At 55.4% G+C, this 14504-nt stretch carries 15 protein-coding genes; 12 read left to right on the top strand and 3 right to left on the bottom strand.

Translation table 11 applies throughout. The annotated features are described in order from the left end of the window. Positions 1-53 precede the first annotated feature (53 nt). The 5 genes from AC1Z3F_RS11680 (at position 54) to AC1Z3F_RS11660 (ending at position 4546) form a co-directional block, all read left to right on the top strand. Positions 54-803: a hypothetical protein gene (locus tag AC1Z3F_RS11680; protein ID WP_483565771.1), complete on the top strand. Its 750-nt coding sequence runs from the start codon at positions 54-56 to the stop codon at positions 801-803. Between the two features lie 146 nt (positions 804-949). After that, entirely contained in the window at positions 950-1345 is a 396-nt protein-coding gene (locus tag AC1Z3F_RS11675) for a MerR family transcriptional regulator (RefSeq protein WP_483565770.1), read from the top strand. A gap of 64 nt (positions 1346-1409) precedes the next feature. Then, positions 1410-2609, top strand: coding sequence for an MFS transporter (locus AC1Z3F_RS11670; protein ID WP_483565769.1), 1200 nt, complete (start codon positions 1410-1412; stop codon positions 2607-2609). A 96-nt stretch (positions 2610-2705) separates the two neighbouring features. Then, positions 2706-4040 carry an NtaA/DmoA family FMN-dependent monooxygenase gene (locus AC1Z3F_RS11665; protein WP_483565768.1) on the top strand — a complete coding sequence of 445 codons (1335 nt, stop codon included), beginning with the start codon at positions 2706-2708 and terminating at the stop codon, positions 4038-4040. Further along, the gene (locus AC1Z3F_RS11660; protein ID WP_483565767.1) at positions 4037-4546 is read left to right on the top strand and encodes a flavin reductase family protein; all 510 of its coding nucleotides are present in this window, start codon (positions 4037-4039) and stop codon (positions 4544-4546) included. Before AC1Z3F_RS11665 ends, AC1Z3F_RS11660 begins: the two co-directional genes overlap by 4 nt. On the opposite strand, the gene AC1Z3F_RS11655 is transcribed toward AC1Z3F_RS11660, so the two are convergent. Continuing rightward, positions 4543-5859, bottom strand: a complete 1317-nt coding sequence (locus AC1Z3F_RS11655) for a helix-turn-helix transcriptional regulator (RefSeq protein WP_483565766.1) — start codon at positions 5857-5859, stop codon at positions 4543-4545. The genes AC1Z3F_RS11660 and AC1Z3F_RS11655 overlap by 4 nt on opposite strands. Before the next feature lie 161 nt (positions 5860-6020). Here AC1Z3F_RS11655 and hxlB point away from each other — a divergent pair, with 161 nt between their 5' ends. Together hxlB and hxlA are read left to right on the top strand one after the other, a co-directional pair. Next, complete coding sequence (gene hxlB / locus AC1Z3F_RS11650) at positions 6021-6617, top strand: 6-phospho-3-hexuloisomerase (protein ID WP_444614291.1); 597 nt, start codon at positions 6021-6023, stop codon at positions 6615-6617. A 63-nt stretch (positions 6618-6680) separates the two neighbouring features. Continuing rightward, positions 6681-7304 carry a 3-hexulose-6-phosphate synthase gene (hxlA, locus tag AC1Z3F_RS11645; protein WP_483565765.1) on the top strand — a complete coding sequence of 208 codons (624 nt, stop codon included), beginning with the start codon at positions 6681-6683 and terminating at the stop codon, positions 7302-7304. Between the two features lie 96 nt (positions 7305-7400). On the opposite strand, the gene purB is transcribed toward hxlA, so the two are convergent. After that, positions 7401-8810, bottom strand: a complete 1410-nt coding sequence (purB, locus tag AC1Z3F_RS11640; RefSeq protein ID WP_444614289.1) for an adenylosuccinate lyase — start codon at positions 8808-8810, stop codon at positions 7401-7403. Between the two features lie 139 nt (positions 8811-8949). Here purB and AC1Z3F_RS11635 point away from each other — a divergent pair, with 139 nt between their 5' ends. Beyond that, positions 8950-9222, top strand: coding sequence for a hypothetical protein (locus tag AC1Z3F_RS11635; protein ID WP_131089251.1), 273 nt, complete (start codon positions 8950-8952; stop codon positions 9220-9222). A gap of 2 nt (positions 9223-9224) precedes the next feature. Beyond that, entirely contained in the window at positions 9225-10580 is a 1356-nt protein-coding gene (locus AC1Z3F_RS11630) for a hypothetical protein (RefSeq protein WP_131089250.1), read from the top strand. Positions 10581-10677: 97 nt separating this feature from the next. On the opposite strand, the gene AC1Z3F_RS11625 is transcribed toward AC1Z3F_RS11630, so the two are convergent. Further along, positions 10678-11064 carry a phage holin family protein gene (locus AC1Z3F_RS11625; RefSeq protein WP_131089249.1) on the bottom strand — a complete coding sequence of 129 codons (387 nt, stop codon included), beginning with the start codon at positions 11062-11064 and terminating at the stop codon, positions 10678-10680. An 82-nt stretch (positions 11065-11146) separates the two neighbouring features. Here AC1Z3F_RS11625 and AC1Z3F_RS11620 point away from each other — a divergent pair, with 82 nt between their 5' ends. The 3 genes from AC1Z3F_RS11620 to AC1Z3F_RS11610 all read left to right on the top strand — a co-directional run bounded on the left by AC1Z3F_RS11620 (position 11147) and on the right by AC1Z3F_RS11610 (position 14504). Beyond that, positions 11147-12262 carry a histidinol-phosphate transaminase gene (locus AC1Z3F_RS11620; protein WP_483565764.1) on the top strand — a complete coding sequence of 372 codons (1116 nt, stop codon included), beginning with the start codon at positions 11147-11149 and terminating at the stop codon, positions 12260-12262. Positions 12263-12383: 121 nt separating this feature from the next. Further along, positions 12384-13526: a pyruvate dehydrogenase (acetyl-transferring) E1 component subunit alpha gene (gene pdhA / locus AC1Z3F_RS11615; RefSeq protein WP_131089247.1), complete on the top strand. Its 1143-nt coding sequence runs from the start codon at positions 12384-12386 to the stop codon at positions 13524-13526. After that, a complete protein-coding gene (locus AC1Z3F_RS11610; protein WP_131089246.1) occupies positions 13527-14504 on the top strand; it encodes an alpha-ketoacid dehydrogenase subunit beta in 978 nt (325 codons plus the stop codon).

Raw genomic sequence — 14504 nt, 5'->3', positions numbered from 1 at the left:
CGCGGGCGCAGAGCGCTCCGCTTTCCCCTATATGAGGAGTGATAGTCGTGTCCATGTTTAATAAATTGATCCGCAAGGGCAAGCAAATGGCCGGCGAGTACGTGCGCGAGCAACTCAATGAGCGTAGCTCTAATGGGTCGCAACGTTCGCGTGGCAATGCTCCGACTTATGGACAGCAGCAGCAGTCAGGCTACGGCAATCAGGGCTACTCCAATCAGAACTACGGCAATCAGAATTATGCCGATCAGCAGACGGCGGCTTCTGGGGTTTCGCGAGAAGACCAAGCAGCTATCGAGAAGTACAAGTACATGCTGCGCACCGCTCCACCTCAGGATATGGAGCGTGCCCACACTGAAGCTTTCTCACGGCTGACCCCGCAACAGCGTGCGTTGTTGCAGAATGAACTTTCCGAACAATTGCCGGCGGCAGAACGACCAGTTAGCGATCAGCCTCAAGACTTGGCCCGCGCTGCTACTCGCGCCGAGGTATCGCGTCCAGGGTTCATGGAGAAAATCCTAGGTTCTGGCTCGGGACGCTCACGCATGGCATGTGGCTTGGCTGCCGGTGCCGGTGGACTCGGTGTAGGTCTGCTCGGTGGTGTCGCAGGCGCCTTCATTGGCACCGCGATTGCCGGACCATTGCTGGAAGGATTCTCTGGTATCGGTGACGAATTTGGTTCGATCGCCGATGGGTTCGGTGAGAGCCTCTCAGGTGCCGGGGATCAGATCTCCGCAGCTGGCGAGAGCGGTCTGGGCGACTTCCTCGGCGGATCTGGTGGCGACTTTGGTGGCTTCGAGTTCTAAATAGTTCAGCAAAAGCTGGCAGTCACGCAGAGCGCGTGGCTGCCAGCTTTTTCAGTGATTGCGCAAGCTGCACTGTGGCTACAAGGTGGATCTGCAACACAGTTGTGGCCCTTGGCCAACCTTTTCAGTAGTGTTAAGGTTCTAAAATGCAAAAAGGGGGGGGAATTGTGCGCATTGGTGAACTGTCGGAACGATCGGGAGTGCCCACGCGGATGCTTCGGTACTACGAAGAGCAGGGCCTACTGACCCCGGGTCGCAGTGAGAACGGGTACCGGTATTATGAGGCGTCACATCTGGAACGAGTGGAAAAGATCCGTGGCCTCATTGAGGCGGGTATCCCCACTCGCATCATCAGCGATATCTTGCCCTGCCTGGATCGGCAGCGGGAAATCGTTGTTGTTGATCCTGACCCAGGATTACGCGAAGTGCTGTTACGGGAGCGCGATCGCATGGCTAAACAGATTAATCTACTGACTCAAAACCGGGATTCCATCACCAGGTATGTTGAGGCGATGGACGGCGTAAAAGTCTTGGCAAGTTAAGCAGGTCACATCTGCTTGGAATTACTTGACCTTCTCATAGGTGTGAAGGTTAGAAAATGATTCCATGACTACTTCACTCACTAATTCTTCCACGGCGCGGAGCAAGCGAAAGCTGCCACTTGGAAGCTTGCTTGCGCTCGCCGCCGCTGGCTTCCTTACCGCAATGCTTGAAACGCTGCCGGCCGGAATCCTGCCGAGACTCAGCGCGGATCTCGGCGTATCAGAAGCCTCCGCCGGACAAACAATTACGGTTTACGCCATCGGCTCCATCGCCGGTGCCATTCCCATCATTAGTGCCACGATGGGATGGCCACGTAAACGGCTGCTTGTTCTAGCCCTATCGGGCTTTGTGATCACCAGTTTGTTGGTAGCCGTCTCACCTTTTTATGTGTTCACCTTGGTAGTCCGCTTTCTCACGGGTATCAGTGCCGGAGTTCTATGGGGCAGTCTGGCCGCCTACGCTGGCCGTCTAGTACCTGCTGAACAACGTGGCCGCGGCGTCACCATCGCCATGGCCGGCACGCCCATTGCTTTGGCGCTAGGCACACCGGCCGGAGTGATCTGCGCCAATGCCATCGGTTGGCGACTAACCTTTGTCCTGATGGCGGTACTCAGCGCAGCGGTGCTCGTCTGGGTCCTGGCAGTCGTTCCCAACTTCCCGGGTCAAGAAAAGTCTCTACGCACTTCACCACTCAAAACTCTTGCCCTGCCTGGAATTGCCCCGATCGTCATCACTTCGGTTCTCTACATCACCGCCCACATCTTGATCTACACCTATGTTGCGGCATTCCTTAATCCGCTAGGTATGTCCACTAGCGTCGGCGCTGTCCTGCTGGTATTTGGTCTCGCCGCGTTATTGGGACTTTGGGGTGTCGGACTGATGATCGATCGTCATCTTCGACGAATGATGATCGGCAGCGTATTGCTCTTTGCACTGGGCATGTTGGTCCTGGCAACCCTTTCACAAACGCCGGCACTAGTGTTTGTTACGGTCGCCGCGTGGGGCATCGCCTTTGGTGGATCCGGCAGTATTCAGCAAACCGCGCTGACCAATGCCGCGGGGAGCGCAGTGGATACGGCACAGGCCGTCTTGGTCACCGGCTGGAATCTTGGCATTGCCGCCGGCGGAGTACTTGGCGGAATCGTGCTAGCTAACGGTGGACCGTCCACCCTCCCGTGGGCCACTTTGGCACTTTTGGTACCGGTATTTGTTGTGGTCGTGATGTCCCGACGTCACGCATTCCCGGCACCAAATACCAAGTAACCACCCAACAGTTTTGCGCTGATGTCCGACCGTTGGTCAGGGCATCAGCGCAATTAAACTTCATAAGTCCTCATCGAGGCAGGAGCAATAACCACCATGGATAAGCCACAGATGATCTTAGGCATGACTTTGGCCAACGGATACGGCACACAGGGCACTGCCTGGCGTGCACCGGGAGTCGACCCGAACAACTACACCAACTTTGACGCTCAGGTGCGTTACGCGCAGGCTGCTGAACGTGGCAAGTTCGCCTTCCTCTTTCTTCCCGACTTCTTAGGTTTGCAGGCAGATGTGGAACGCGACGCTCCACCGATCACCCTGGAACCCATGCTGACGCTGGCCGCCATTGCCCGGGAAACCGAGCGGATAGGGCTGGTCGCCACCGGGTCGACAACCTTCAACGAACCTTACAACTTAGCCCGCATGTATAAGACATTGGACGTGATGAGCCACGGGCGAGTGGGATGGAATGCTGTCACCACGAGTGATCCAGTATCGGCAGCTAATTTTGGCAAGAATGTTGCACCACGCCCGCAACGTTTCGAACGCGCCCACGAAACCATTCAAATTGTTCAAGGTCTGTGGGGCAGCTGGGGTCAGGAAGCCTGGATCAAGGACACCGCCGCAGGATGCTTGGCTGATGCACCAAAGATCCAACCGATCAACATGCAGGGCAAGCAGGTAGCCTCCCGCGGCCCCTTGGCTATTCCGCCTTCGGAACAAGGTCAACCGGTTGTTTTCTCGGCCGGCGGCGGGGAGAACGGAACTGAACTCGCCGGGCTTTATGCCCATGCCGTCATCGGTGCCACGTACACGATTGACGACGCCCGCAGGCAGCGCAATGCCTACCGGGCTGCGGCCAGCCGCGCTGGGCGTAACCCAGATGAAATTAAGTTCTTCGCTGGTGTGCAACCTGCCATCGGAGCAACCAAGCGGGCGGCACTGGACCGAAGTGTAGCGCTCGGCGATCAGACCGCACCGTCACGAGTTCCATATTTGGGGAGCATGTTGGGGCTGGAGCTGGATGTGAGCCAGATTGACGAACCGTTGCGTCCAGGCCAGCTCGCCGTCGCGCAGGCTAGTGGATTTGATCCACGCTCACAGAGGGCCTTGGAAATTGCTCGCGAGGGTTGGACTATTCGAGACATTCTTGCGCACGGGGTCATTGATTATCATCCGACCCCTGTGGGTACCGCCGAGGTCACCGCTGATCACATGCAGCAATGGTTTGAAGCTGGGGCCTGCGACGGTTTCTGGATCAAAATTGATGTTAATGAAGACGGCATCGATACCTTTGTTGACGAGGTGATTCCCATGCTTCAAGAACGGGGACTTTATCATCATGATTATGAGGGAGCGACACTTCGGGATCATTTGGGTGCTCCAGCGCAGTATGGGCTGGATCCTCGGCTGAATGGTGCCGATGCATGAGTCCGGCCACAAAAATTGATGCGGTAGATTTTCGACGTGCGCTCGGTCGTTATGCGTCGGGTCTTACGGTGATTAGTGGCTTGGATGAGGCCGGACCCATCGGCTTTACCTGCCAGTCTTTTTATAGCGTTTCCATGGAGCCGCCACTGATCTCCTTCAGCGTTATGAAGAGTTCGAGCAGCTATCCAAAAATTCGTGACACCGGCAAGTTCGCAGTGAATATCTTGTCCGAGGTGCAAGAGTCGGTGGCCAATCAACTTGCGCGCGGCGGCGACGACAAATGGGTGAATATTGTGTGGAAACCAACCGCACAAAACAATACCGTCATCGATGGCTCGCTCGGCTGGCTCGACCGCAAGATCTGGGCCGAGCACGACGCCGGAGACCACGTGATAGTGATCGGACAAGTCCACGAAATTCACACGGAGCAAACCGATACTGCGGCGCCACTGGTTTATTTTGACGCTCAGTATCGAACGCTAGCCAACGAAGCACGTGTTCTCTAGGCTGAAGCCACGATGCCCGCGTTGTGCGCTAATGTAGCGGCTTCAACGCGCGAACGCACTCCCAGCTTCTTGAACACGTTGCGCGTATGGAACTTTACCGTGTTCTCACTGATGCCCAGGCCACTGGAAATTGCCCGGTTCGATTGACCTGCGGCCAGTAGCTGCAGCACCTCGAATTCTCGGGCAGCCAGCTTCCACTGCGCCAGATCGGCCGGTGTTTGTTCAGGGGCATCGAGCGGGAGCGCGATGGATACATCGGTACCCCAGTCAGGGATGGCTTCCAGTTGCATTTTGCCTGCGAGGGCTTGCACCTGACGGTTGAGCCGCGCAATGGTGGCGGACGCGTGGTCCAAGGCACCGCGTCCGTCATCACGCACGTTAATCAGTAAGTTTTCACCATCGCAGTCCCACTGGGCACGGATCCTGGTGATCTGTTTTTGTTCCATCATCTCTAGCGCTAGCCCGCGCATAATTGAGCGAGCTGCGTGAGCGACTTCGCCGGGCAGGGCTCGGCCATTGGCTGGCGGCTCAACAAGCTGCAATTCAACGCCGCCTGATTCGATCAATGGACGTAAGTCCTCGCGCAACCGGGTGAAAGCACTGACAACAGGTTCCTCGACCAACCCATTAACGCGGTCATCAAGTGAGCGTAATCCGACCAGGGTTTTGGCCGCCATGTCGGTGGTTTTGTTTCGTGCCAACGCATCACTGATCGCAGGGCTGCGCAGGGTCGCCAGCATCAATTCCAGGCTGGTGGAATACTGGTCCACCAATTCGGTGGTCACCCGAGTACGTTCGGTAGACATGGCCCGAGATTCCCGAAGGTAAGAAGGGGAGGCGTCCGCGACCTTCTCGCGGATTCGAGCTGCCGCCAGCTCCCAGAGGTAGCCAAGCAGATCACGGGTATCACCGGCATCGACTACATCTTGTGCCAGTACCGGATTGATAAGTACCAAGATGGCATTGCTCGGCGGATAACGTACAGCAAGAATCTCGCGCTGTTCCCCGCCAATCATGGCCCGACCTAACCACCGATTCTGCTGTGGGTTTGAGCTGCGAATCTCATCTAATTCATTGATGGTCACCCGGGAGGTGATGGCTTCGGGACCCGACTTCTTTTGCGGCCTGCCCGTACATTCTTCGGTGAAAATCAGCAGCGCGGAACAGCGCAGCGACGGAAGCAATGCGGTATGTAGTCGTTCAGCAATTTCCAGTAGTGGGGCGCTGACCAACTGGGAGATCGAGTCGAGTAGCGTCCAGAGTCGCTCCGGGGAGATCCGTTCGCCGGAAGTTGCTTTAGAAGGTGGGGCCATAGTCTCGAGTGTAGGCCACGCAACCCGAATGCCCCTACCCGTATGGGTAGGGAAAGACCGTCAAAAAAAGGAGTATTGCCCACTCCTTGTTTTGGCGAAGATGGAATAGAAGCAGACGGGATTTCATGCGAAACCCGAGTCAGAGAATCGAGGGGAGCGCCATGAGCACCACGCAAAGCAAACCACGGCAGCAGATTAGCGGCGCAAATATCTCGGCCGCACAAGACTTGATCCAACGCGAGATCACCGAGGTCTTGCAGGCGGTAGATCCGGCGCAAGTGGCGGAAGTTGCACAGCTAGTTCGCGCAGCGGAACGTGTCTTTGTCACCGGTGCGGGACGTAGTGGATTGGCCCTGCGTATGGCAGTAATGCGGTTGATGCATCTAGGAATGAATGTGCACGTGGTGGGCGATACCACCACGCCAGCAATCACCGCATCCGACATCTTGCTGGTGGCTTCCGGTTCAGGAACTACTGCAGGGGTAGTGCGCAACGCGCAGACCGCGGCGCAGCTCGGCGCAACTATTGCAGCTGTAACCACTGACTCACAGTCGCCCTTGGCACTGTTGGCCAACGCGGTGATTGAAGTACCAGCAGCGCGCAAAACTGATCATGGTTCGGCAGTATCTGCTCAGTACTCCGGAAGCCTGTTTGAACAGGCCCTGTTCTTGGTGACCGAGTCCTTGTTCCACAGCTTGTGGGACACCGTCGAGGCATCCGCAGAAGAACTCTGGTTGCGGCACGCCAACCTCGAATAGTCATCAAGTACTGGCGAAGACCCCAAATTTTTTGACCCAAAAAACCGATTGAAAGGCATCATCATGAAAATTCAAGTAGCTATCGATTTGCTCACCACTCAGGAAGCACTGGAACTTGCAGCGAAAGTTGCACCGTACGTGGACATCATTGAATTGGGTACCCCGTTGATCAAGGCTGAGGGCCTCTCTGCGGTTGCAGCGATCAAGAGTGCTCACCCAGACAAGCTAGTATTCGCCGATATGAAGACCATGGATGCCGGTGAACTGGAAGCTGACATTGCTTTCGCCGCAGGAGCAGACTTGGTTTCTGTTCTTGGCAGCGCCGATGACTCGACCGTGGCCGGCGCCGTCAAGGCAGCCAACGAGCGTAACAAGGGCATCGTTGTTGACCTGATCGGCGTTGCCGACAAGGCTGCACGTGCCAAGGAAGTTATTGCCTTGGGTGCTCAGTTTGTTGAGTTCCATGCAGGTCTTGATGAGCAGGCGCAACCAGGCTATGACCTGACTTCACTGCTCACCGCTGGAACCCTAGCTGCCGTTCCATTCTCGGTAGCCGGCGGAGTTAGCATCAGCACCATTGCCGAGGTTCAGAAGGCCGGAGCCGACGTGGCTGTTGCCGGTGGAGCAATCTACAGCGCTGCAGATCCTGCAGTTGCTGCCCGCGCACTGCGCGAGGCCTTGGTCTAAACTGCGAAGAGCAGTTAGCCGACCTAAAAATAGAACGGTGTCGCAGCCAGATGGCTGCGACACCGTTCTATTTTTGATCCCGAGATCCTTGAGGATCTACTTCTTCAGGTGGTCAACCAACTGCGAAGCAATACCGTTGTAGGTACCTGGAGTCATGTTCTGCAAACGCTCTTGCGCATCTGCGGACAATCCAAGCTCACCAACAAATTCCTTCAGTCGAGCTGCATCCACACGGTGTCCGCGGGTCAGATCCTTCAGACGCTCGTATGGGTTGTCCATGCCTTCAACGCCGGCGATAGCCTCGGCGCGCATAACCATCTGGATAGCCTCTGCAAGAACTTCCCAGTTGTGGTCCAAATCGTCAGCCAGTACAGCCTCGGCAACGTCCAAACGGTCAAGACCCTTGGCAACGTTGGAGATAGCAAGCACCGAGTGACCAATAGCGGTACCGATGTTGCGCTGCGAGGAAGAGTCGGTCAGATCTCGCTGCCAGCGGCTGGTGACCAAGGTGGAACCCAAGGTGTCCAGTAGGCCGTTGGAGATTTCCAAGTTCGCTTCTGCGTTCTCGAAACGGATTGGGTTGACCTTGTGCGGCATGGTCGAGGAACCGGTGGCACCTGCCACTGGGATCTGTACGAAGTAGCCAATGGAGATGTAGCTCCACACATCGGTGCAGAGGTTGTGCAGAATGCGGTTGAAGCGCGCGATATCTGCGTAGACCTCGGCCTGCCAGTCGTGGGATTCGATCTGGGTAGTCAGGGGGTTCCAGGTCAGGCCCAAGTGCTCAACAAAGCTGCGGGAAACCTGCTGCCAGTCGGCGGATGGAACCGAAGCGTAGTGAGCAGCGTAGGTACCGGTGGCACCGTTGATCTTGCCCAAGTACTCGGTCTTCTCGATTCGGTCCAGCTGACGGGTCAAACGCCATGCAAGTACTGCCAGTTCCTTGCCCAAGGTGGTTGGGGTCGCTGGCTGGCCGTGGGTACGCGAGAGCATTGGAACTTCGCGGGACTCTTCAGCCATCTTGGTGATCTGAGCTACCAGGTCGCGGGCTGCTGGCAGCCAAACGCCGGTGACGCCGCCCTGAACACCCAGTGCGTAGGAGAGGTTGTTGATGTCTTCCGAGGTGCAACCGAAGTGGACCAATGGCTTGAGGTTGCCAATGCCAATCGCTTCTAGACGGTTAGCGATGTAGTACTCGACTGCCTTCACGTCGTGAACGGTTACTGCTTCAATTTCAGCCAGTTCCTTCACGGACTCTGCGTTGAAGTCGGTAACGATCTTGCGTAGGGCCGCCTTCTGCTCATCGGTGAGCGGGGAGGTGCCCGGAAGAACGGAGTTGTCGGTCAAATGGATCAGCCATTCAACTTCAACGTGAACACGATCGCGGTTCAGAGCCGCTTCGGATAGGTAGTCAACCAGCGGTGCCACGGCGCTGCGGTAGCGACCGTCTAGGGCAGTTAGTGCCAGTGGTTCATTAGCAAGGGAAGTGCGCGCAATCTCAGCCATACTCATATTCTTCCATCCCTTGCCGTCCATCACATCTTTTACATCCGACAGGTTTCCACAACGGGGAGCATTCCTCGGTTCTAACTAACCTCTCGCGCTCATGATGAGGTTCAAGAATCGATTGATAAGGAGCAAGAAAATGATGTTCTCGGCGACGTTGGACTCGATGGCGTTTCAGCTGGATGATGCTCAGAAGACTACGAGATTTGCCATTACTCAGCTTGATTCCATTGGGTCATTGACTTGGCAATCTCAGGCTGGACAGGCCTTTTATGATCGCGTAGTTAATCTGAGCTCATGGCTTGAGAAGCTCAACCAGGTGCTGGCTGACGCCGAGGGTTACATGAGCAGTGCGACACGTGAGATTCAGGAGCTGGAACTAGAAATCATGAAGCAGAAATTGGTCTTCTGATCATGGGGTATGAAGTCAGTTACAACGAGTTTGATTACGCCAAGGCCTATCTGGTGTGTCAGAAGGTCACCCGAGATCTTGAAGAAGTTCAAGAGCGGGTCAAAGCAGCGCAGCGTGCTGCGGAGCAAAGTCAACATCGGCTCAGCGCGCTGGGCATGAGTGTGTGCAAAGTTGTGCGTAGCCCGAGCCTTGACGTCCTGGCCTCCAAATTGGTTGGGGGACTGGCGCTGGTTAACCTCTCCAGTCAGGACAGCAAAGACATCACCGCGACTATTGGTCAGGCCCGCGGGAATTACGAAGCGGCGGAGGCCAGAGTTGAGCATGAGATTCTCTTGACCTCCGTTCCACACGCGATCGCCGAGATTTTTTCCGGGATGAAAGACAACGACATGCGCCCGCCCACCGAAGATATGGAAACGGCGCTCCGGCTGATGATGTTCTTCCGCATAGATCTGACTTCGGGATGGGGGCAGACTTTTGGGCAGCAAATCGTGAACCAAACCAAACATCTTGCAACAGTGCTTCGGCATTTCAGAAACCAGCAGAACAAAGAAATCGTGATTACGCAGAAAGATCCACCTGAATACGTCAGCGTGGACGGCGGGTTAGACAGCTACTACGAGTTACACAGCATGCTTGAAGACCAAGGACCTGAAGAAAATGGAAAGTTCATGGTCGTGCAGACCGATAAGGACAGTTATATCGTTATGCTGCCGGGAACTCAGGACGGACGAGAATACGAGTCGCCGTTTGATGATGTGGGCGTAGGGGATGGCTTCGGGTATGAGTCCGAGAACTACGCAGATGCCATAGCTCAAGCTCTAGAAGACAGCGGAGCCAAAGATGGGTCCGAGGTGACGTTCTCGGGTTATTCTCAAGGCGGTATTCACGCCGCGCAGCTGATGAAGAACAAGAAACTGAAGGGCAAGTTCAAACTGAACAAGATGATTACCTTGGGCTCGCCGATAGCCAGTATCGACATCCCGGATGACGTGCGCAGCTTGTCCCTTGAAGATAAGAAAGACATGGTTCCAGGCCTAGATGGCACCCCGAATAAGAATCGTGGGCGTCACCACCTCACCACGATTTTTGATGGGCCAAGCGAACGAATCAAACGGCTCACTCGTGAGGAATCCACTTTCGGGACACCCCACAAGCTCATCAACTATGGAGATCACCTACAAGAACTTGATCTGGACACTCGGCCAGAAGTCAGGGAGCGGCTTGATGCTTTTCACCTGCCGAGAACTCCGATCAAGACACAAAAGTTCAAAATCCAGCGAAAGCCCAGGACGATGACTAAGGAACAGCAAGAAAAGGTCGTCAAACATCTCGGCACCATCTCGCCCGGGCACTAAATAGAGGACGGCGTGAGGAGGCAAAAAAGAAGGTGGCTTCCAATGGAAACCACCTTCTGTGCAGCTCAGCGAAGTTGCTGTGTTTAGTTTTTGCCGTTTAGTTCTTGTCGCTCTTGACGAACAATCCCAGCACTGCCGAAATGATCGCAATGATGATGGTGCCGGCAATGGCATCCCACCAGAAATGTTCGATAACAAATTCGATGGGCGTGAAAGTTGTCAGCCATGAAGTCAGCAGCAGCATCAGTGCGTTGATCACAATGGTGAACAAGCCCAAGGTCAAGCAGGTGATGGGCAGGGTGAAGAACTTGACGATTGGGCGAACTAGGGCGTTCACCAAACCGAAGATCACTGCGACGATCAGGTACGCGATGGCGGTGTTTACTGCACCGTCGCCTACGGCGCCAATCTGCAGGCCTGGGACAATCCAGACTGCCGCGGCCAAAGCCAAAGCATTAATGATGACTCGAATCAGGAAGCTCATGCTTTAACTCTGGCATAAAAAGCTGAGACAAGAATGTGGGATGGGTGTAATCAGCCTTGAATTGCGTACTAGGCTTTGAAGCATGACTGAGAATCCGGTGACCCCAGGCCAGGTGCAGCCACGTCCCGTTGTTGCACGTTTACCAAAGTACGCAGCGGGCAAGCCACCAAAAGTGGTGGAAGGCATTACGCCCTACAAGCTCTCGTCGAATGAGATCCCTTTTGGACCGCTTGAAGCGGTGCAGCAAGCGGTCATTGAGCAGAGCAACTTGAACCGTTACCCGGATCCGCTATCGAGCAAATTGCGCGAAGCACTCTCTGATTACTTGGATGTGCCAGCCGAAGATATCGTGACCGGGGCTGGTTCCCTCGGTGCGCTGACTCAGATCCTGAATACCTTTGCAGGACAGAATGAAGATGGCATCCAAGATGAAGTGATCTACGCTTGGCGATCCTTCGAGGCCTACCCGATTCTGGTTCAGACTGCGGGTGCTCTTCCTGTTGAGATCCCGTTGCTTGAGGATGGTCGCCATGATCTTGAATCAATGATCGCGGCCGTGAACGAAAACACATCGGTGATTCTCTTATGCACCCCAAATAACCCAACGGGTCCAATTCTGACTCAGGCCGAAGTTGATGACTTCCTGGCCCGGGTGCCCAAGAACGTCCTTGTGGTTTTGGATGAGGCTTATATCGAGTTTGTCCGTGATGAGAAATCCGTGGATGGAATTCATACCTACAACGAGAATGAAAACGTGGTTCTGCTGCGTACTTTCTCTAAAGCTCATGGTCTGGCTAATCTTCGCGTGGGTTACTCGGTTGCCCACCCATCAATCACCAACAACATTCGTGTGATGGCTACGCCGTTTGCGGTATCCAGCGTCGCCGAAGATGCAGCGGTGGCGTCGCTAGAACATATTGATCAAGTTCTGGAACGCGTTGAATCGTTAGTTCAGGAGCGCGAACGAGTGGTTGCTGCCTTGGTGGAACAAGGCTGGAATATTCCGTCAACACAGGCAAACTTCGTCTGGCTCCCACTGGGCGAAAAGACCGGGGAGTTCGTTGAGCGAGCTAATGCTGTGGCGCTTTCGGTGCGCGGTTTTGCGAACGAAGGTGTGCGAGTATCCATCGGTGAAATCGAAGCGAATGATCGATTCATTGAACTGTGCAACGAATCACGGGATTTGGCGGACAGCTGATCGGACTCGTTATCTCGCGTTTTAGCGGTCAATAGCTATAGGCTTAGGAGTTAGACAAGCCGTATATGTCCCATGCGGAATGTATTCCGTCTGGGGCATATTTATGATCAAAGGAAGATAAATGACGCGTGCTGCTACCGAGGCGACGGAGTCGGATCTAATTCAGATCCTGACCCCGGACGGCCAGCGTCACTCCCACGAAACGTATGACGCGTATCTGGGTGACGTTGACGATCAGATGCTGCGCGGTTTCTACCGCGACATGGCAATGACTCGCCGTTTTGACCAAGAAGCCACGGCGCTGCAGCGTCAGGGCCAACTGGCGCTTTGGGTTCCGCTGCGCGGACAGGAAGCAGCCCAGATCGGTTCGGGTCGTGCCACCCGGCCGAACGACTATATCTTCCCTACTTACCGCGAACACGGTGTAGCGCTGACCCGCGACGTTTCATTCTCGGAGATGCTCCGCCTCTTCCGCGGCATTTCCGGTGGCGGTTGGGATCCTCGGGAAAACAACTTCCACATGTACACCATGGTCCTTGCCGCACAGATGCCACATGCAGCTGGCTACGCCATGGCGATGAACATGGAACAGCATGGCTGGGACGAAGAGCGCCGTGCAGCCGAAGGCAACGCAGTCGTAGCGTACTTCGGTGACGGATCATCCACCGAAGGTGAAACCCACGAGTCCATGGTCTTCGCCAACTCGTTCAACGCCCCAGTGGTGTACTTCTGCCAGAACAACCAGTACGCCATCTCTGTGCCATTCGAAGTGCAGTCCAAGGTCCCATTGGTCAACCGTGCCATCGGCTACGGCATGCCTGGTGTACGCGTTGACGGCAACGACGTCTTGGCCGTTCTTGCAGTAACTCGTTGGGCACTGGAACATGCCCGCAGTGGCAAGGGACCGGTATTGATCGAAGCGGTGACCTACCGACTCGGTGCACACACCACCGCCGATGATCCCACCAAGTACCGCATGAGCGAAGAGGAAAAGCAGTGGGCTCCCAAGGATCCGCTGATTCGACTCGAAACCTACCTACGCGAAAACAACCTCGTTGATGAAGCGTTCTTTGAACAGCTTTCCACCGACGCAGACGCAATGGCAGCCAAGGTCCGTGAAGACGCCATGGCCTTCCCTGTTCCACCACTGGCGAAGTCCTTTGAACAGGTTTATGCAGAAGCGCATCCACTGATCCAGGAAGAACTGGCCTGGCACTTGGAATATGAAGCAGGATTCGCTGATGCGGCCGAGGGAGAGCAGTAAATGACCACCACAATGACCCTGGCCAAAGCAATTACCTCCGGCCTGGACAAGATTCTTGAGAGTGATGACAAGTCGTTGCTCATGGGTGAAGACATCGGACGTCTTGGTGGCGTTTACCGTGTCACCGACGGACTGATCACCAAGCACGGCGCACATCGTGTGATCGATTCACCACTGGGTGAAGCGGGCATTGTTGGCACCGCGGTGGGCATGGCCCTTCGTGGATTCAGCCCCATTGTTGAGATCCAGTTTGATGGTTTTGTTTTCCCTGCCTTTAACCAGATCACTACCCAGCTGGCCAAAATGCACGCACGCTCCGAGGGACGCTTGACTGCTCCGGTCGTCATCCGCATTCCTTACGGTGGCGGCATCGGTTCCATTGAGCATCACTCGGAATCCCCGGAAGCGCTCTTTGCCCACACCGCAGGCCTACGCATCATCACCCCATCCAACGCACACGACGCCTACTGGATGATCCAGCAAGCTGCCGCTTGCCAGGACCCGGTGATCTTTTTTGAACCTAAGCGCCGTTACTGGCTCAAAGGTGAAGTAGATACCGAAACTCCGGCCTTGGATGCATTCAAAGCACAGGTAGTTCGCCCAGGTACCGACGCCACCATCGTGGCTTACGGTCCACTGGTACCAATTGCCTTGGCTACCGCGGACGCTGCGCTGGAAGATGGCCGCAGCATTGAGGTCATTGATCTTCGCTCGATTTCACCGATCGACTTTGACACCATCACCGAGTCGGTGCAGAAGACCGGACGCCTGATCGTCACCCACGAGGCTCCGACCTTCGGCGGTATTGGTGGCGAAATCGCTGCTCGAATCACCGAACGTGCTTTCCTTTCATTGGAAGCTCCGGTACTGCGTGTTGGTGGATTCCACATGCCGTATCCAATTTCCAAGGTGGAGTCCCAATACCTGCCGGACATCGACAAGTTGCTTGAAGCCCTCGACCGGTCCTTCGCTTACTAA

Source organism: Glutamicibacter sp. MOO4, from assembly GCF_056934395.1.
The sequence above is the reverse complement of the archived record's forward strand: the minus strand, read 5'-3'. Positions and strand labels throughout refer to the sequence as shown.

Bases quoted from the DNA above. Each gene is read 5' to 3' on its own strand.
- AC1Z3F_RS11620 (WP_483565764.1), top strand. From the start codon at position 11,147: ATGACTGAGAATCCGGTGACCCCAGGCCAGGTGCAGCCACGTCCCGTT.
- AC1Z3F_RS11610 (WP_131089246.1), top strand. From the start codon at position 13,527: ATGACCACCACAATGACCCTGGCCAAAGCAATTACCTCCGGCCTGGAC.
- AC1Z3F_RS11630 (WP_131089250.1), top strand. From the start codon at position 9,225: ATGGGGTATGAAGTCAGTTACAACGAGTTTGATTACGCCAAGGCCTAT.
- AC1Z3F_RS11680 (WP_483565771.1), top strand. From the start codon at position 54: ATGTTTAATAAATTGATCCGCAAGGGCAAGCAAATGGCCGGCGAGTAC.
- AC1Z3F_RS11625 (WP_131089249.1), bottom strand. From the start codon at position 11,064: ATGAGCTTCCTGATTCGAGTCATCATTAATGCTTTGGCTTTGGCCGCG.
- hxlB (WP_444614291.1), top strand. From the start codon at position 6,021: ATGAGCACCACGCAAAGCAAACCACGGCAGCAGATTAGCGGCGCAAAT.
- AC1Z3F_RS11665 (WP_483565768.1), top strand. From the start codon at position 2,706: ATGGATAAGCCACAGATGATCTTAGGCATGACTTTGGCCAACGGATAC.
- AC1Z3F_RS11675 (WP_483565770.1), top strand. From the start codon at position 950: ATGCAAAAAGGGGGGGGAATTGTGCGCATTGGTGAACTGTCGGAACGA.
- hxlA (WP_483565765.1), top strand. From the start codon at position 6,681: ATGAAAATTCAAGTAGCTATCGATTTGCTCACCACTCAGGAAGCACTG.
- AC1Z3F_RS11670 (WP_483565769.1), top strand. From the start codon at position 1,410: ATGACTACTTCACTCACTAATTCTTCCACGGCGCGGAGCAAGCGAAAG.
- AC1Z3F_RS11655 (WP_483565766.1), bottom strand. From the start codon at position 5,859: ATGGCCCCACCTTCTAAAGCAACTTCCGGCGAACGGATCTCCCCGGAG.
- AC1Z3F_RS11660 (WP_483565767.1), top strand. From the start codon at position 4,037: ATGAGTCCGGCCACAAAAATTGATGCGGTAGATTTTCGACGTGCGCTC.
- AC1Z3F_RS11635 (WP_131089251.1), top strand. From the start codon at position 8,950: ATGATGTTCTCGGCGACGTTGGACTCGATGGCGTTTCAGCTGGATGAT.
- purB (WP_444614289.1), bottom strand. From the start codon at position 8,810: ATGGCTGAGATTGCGCGCACTTCCCTTGCTAATGAACCACTGGCACTA.
- pdhA (WP_131089247.1), top strand. From the start codon at position 12,384: ATGACGCGTGCTGCTACCGAGGCGACGGAGTCGGATCTAATTCAGATC.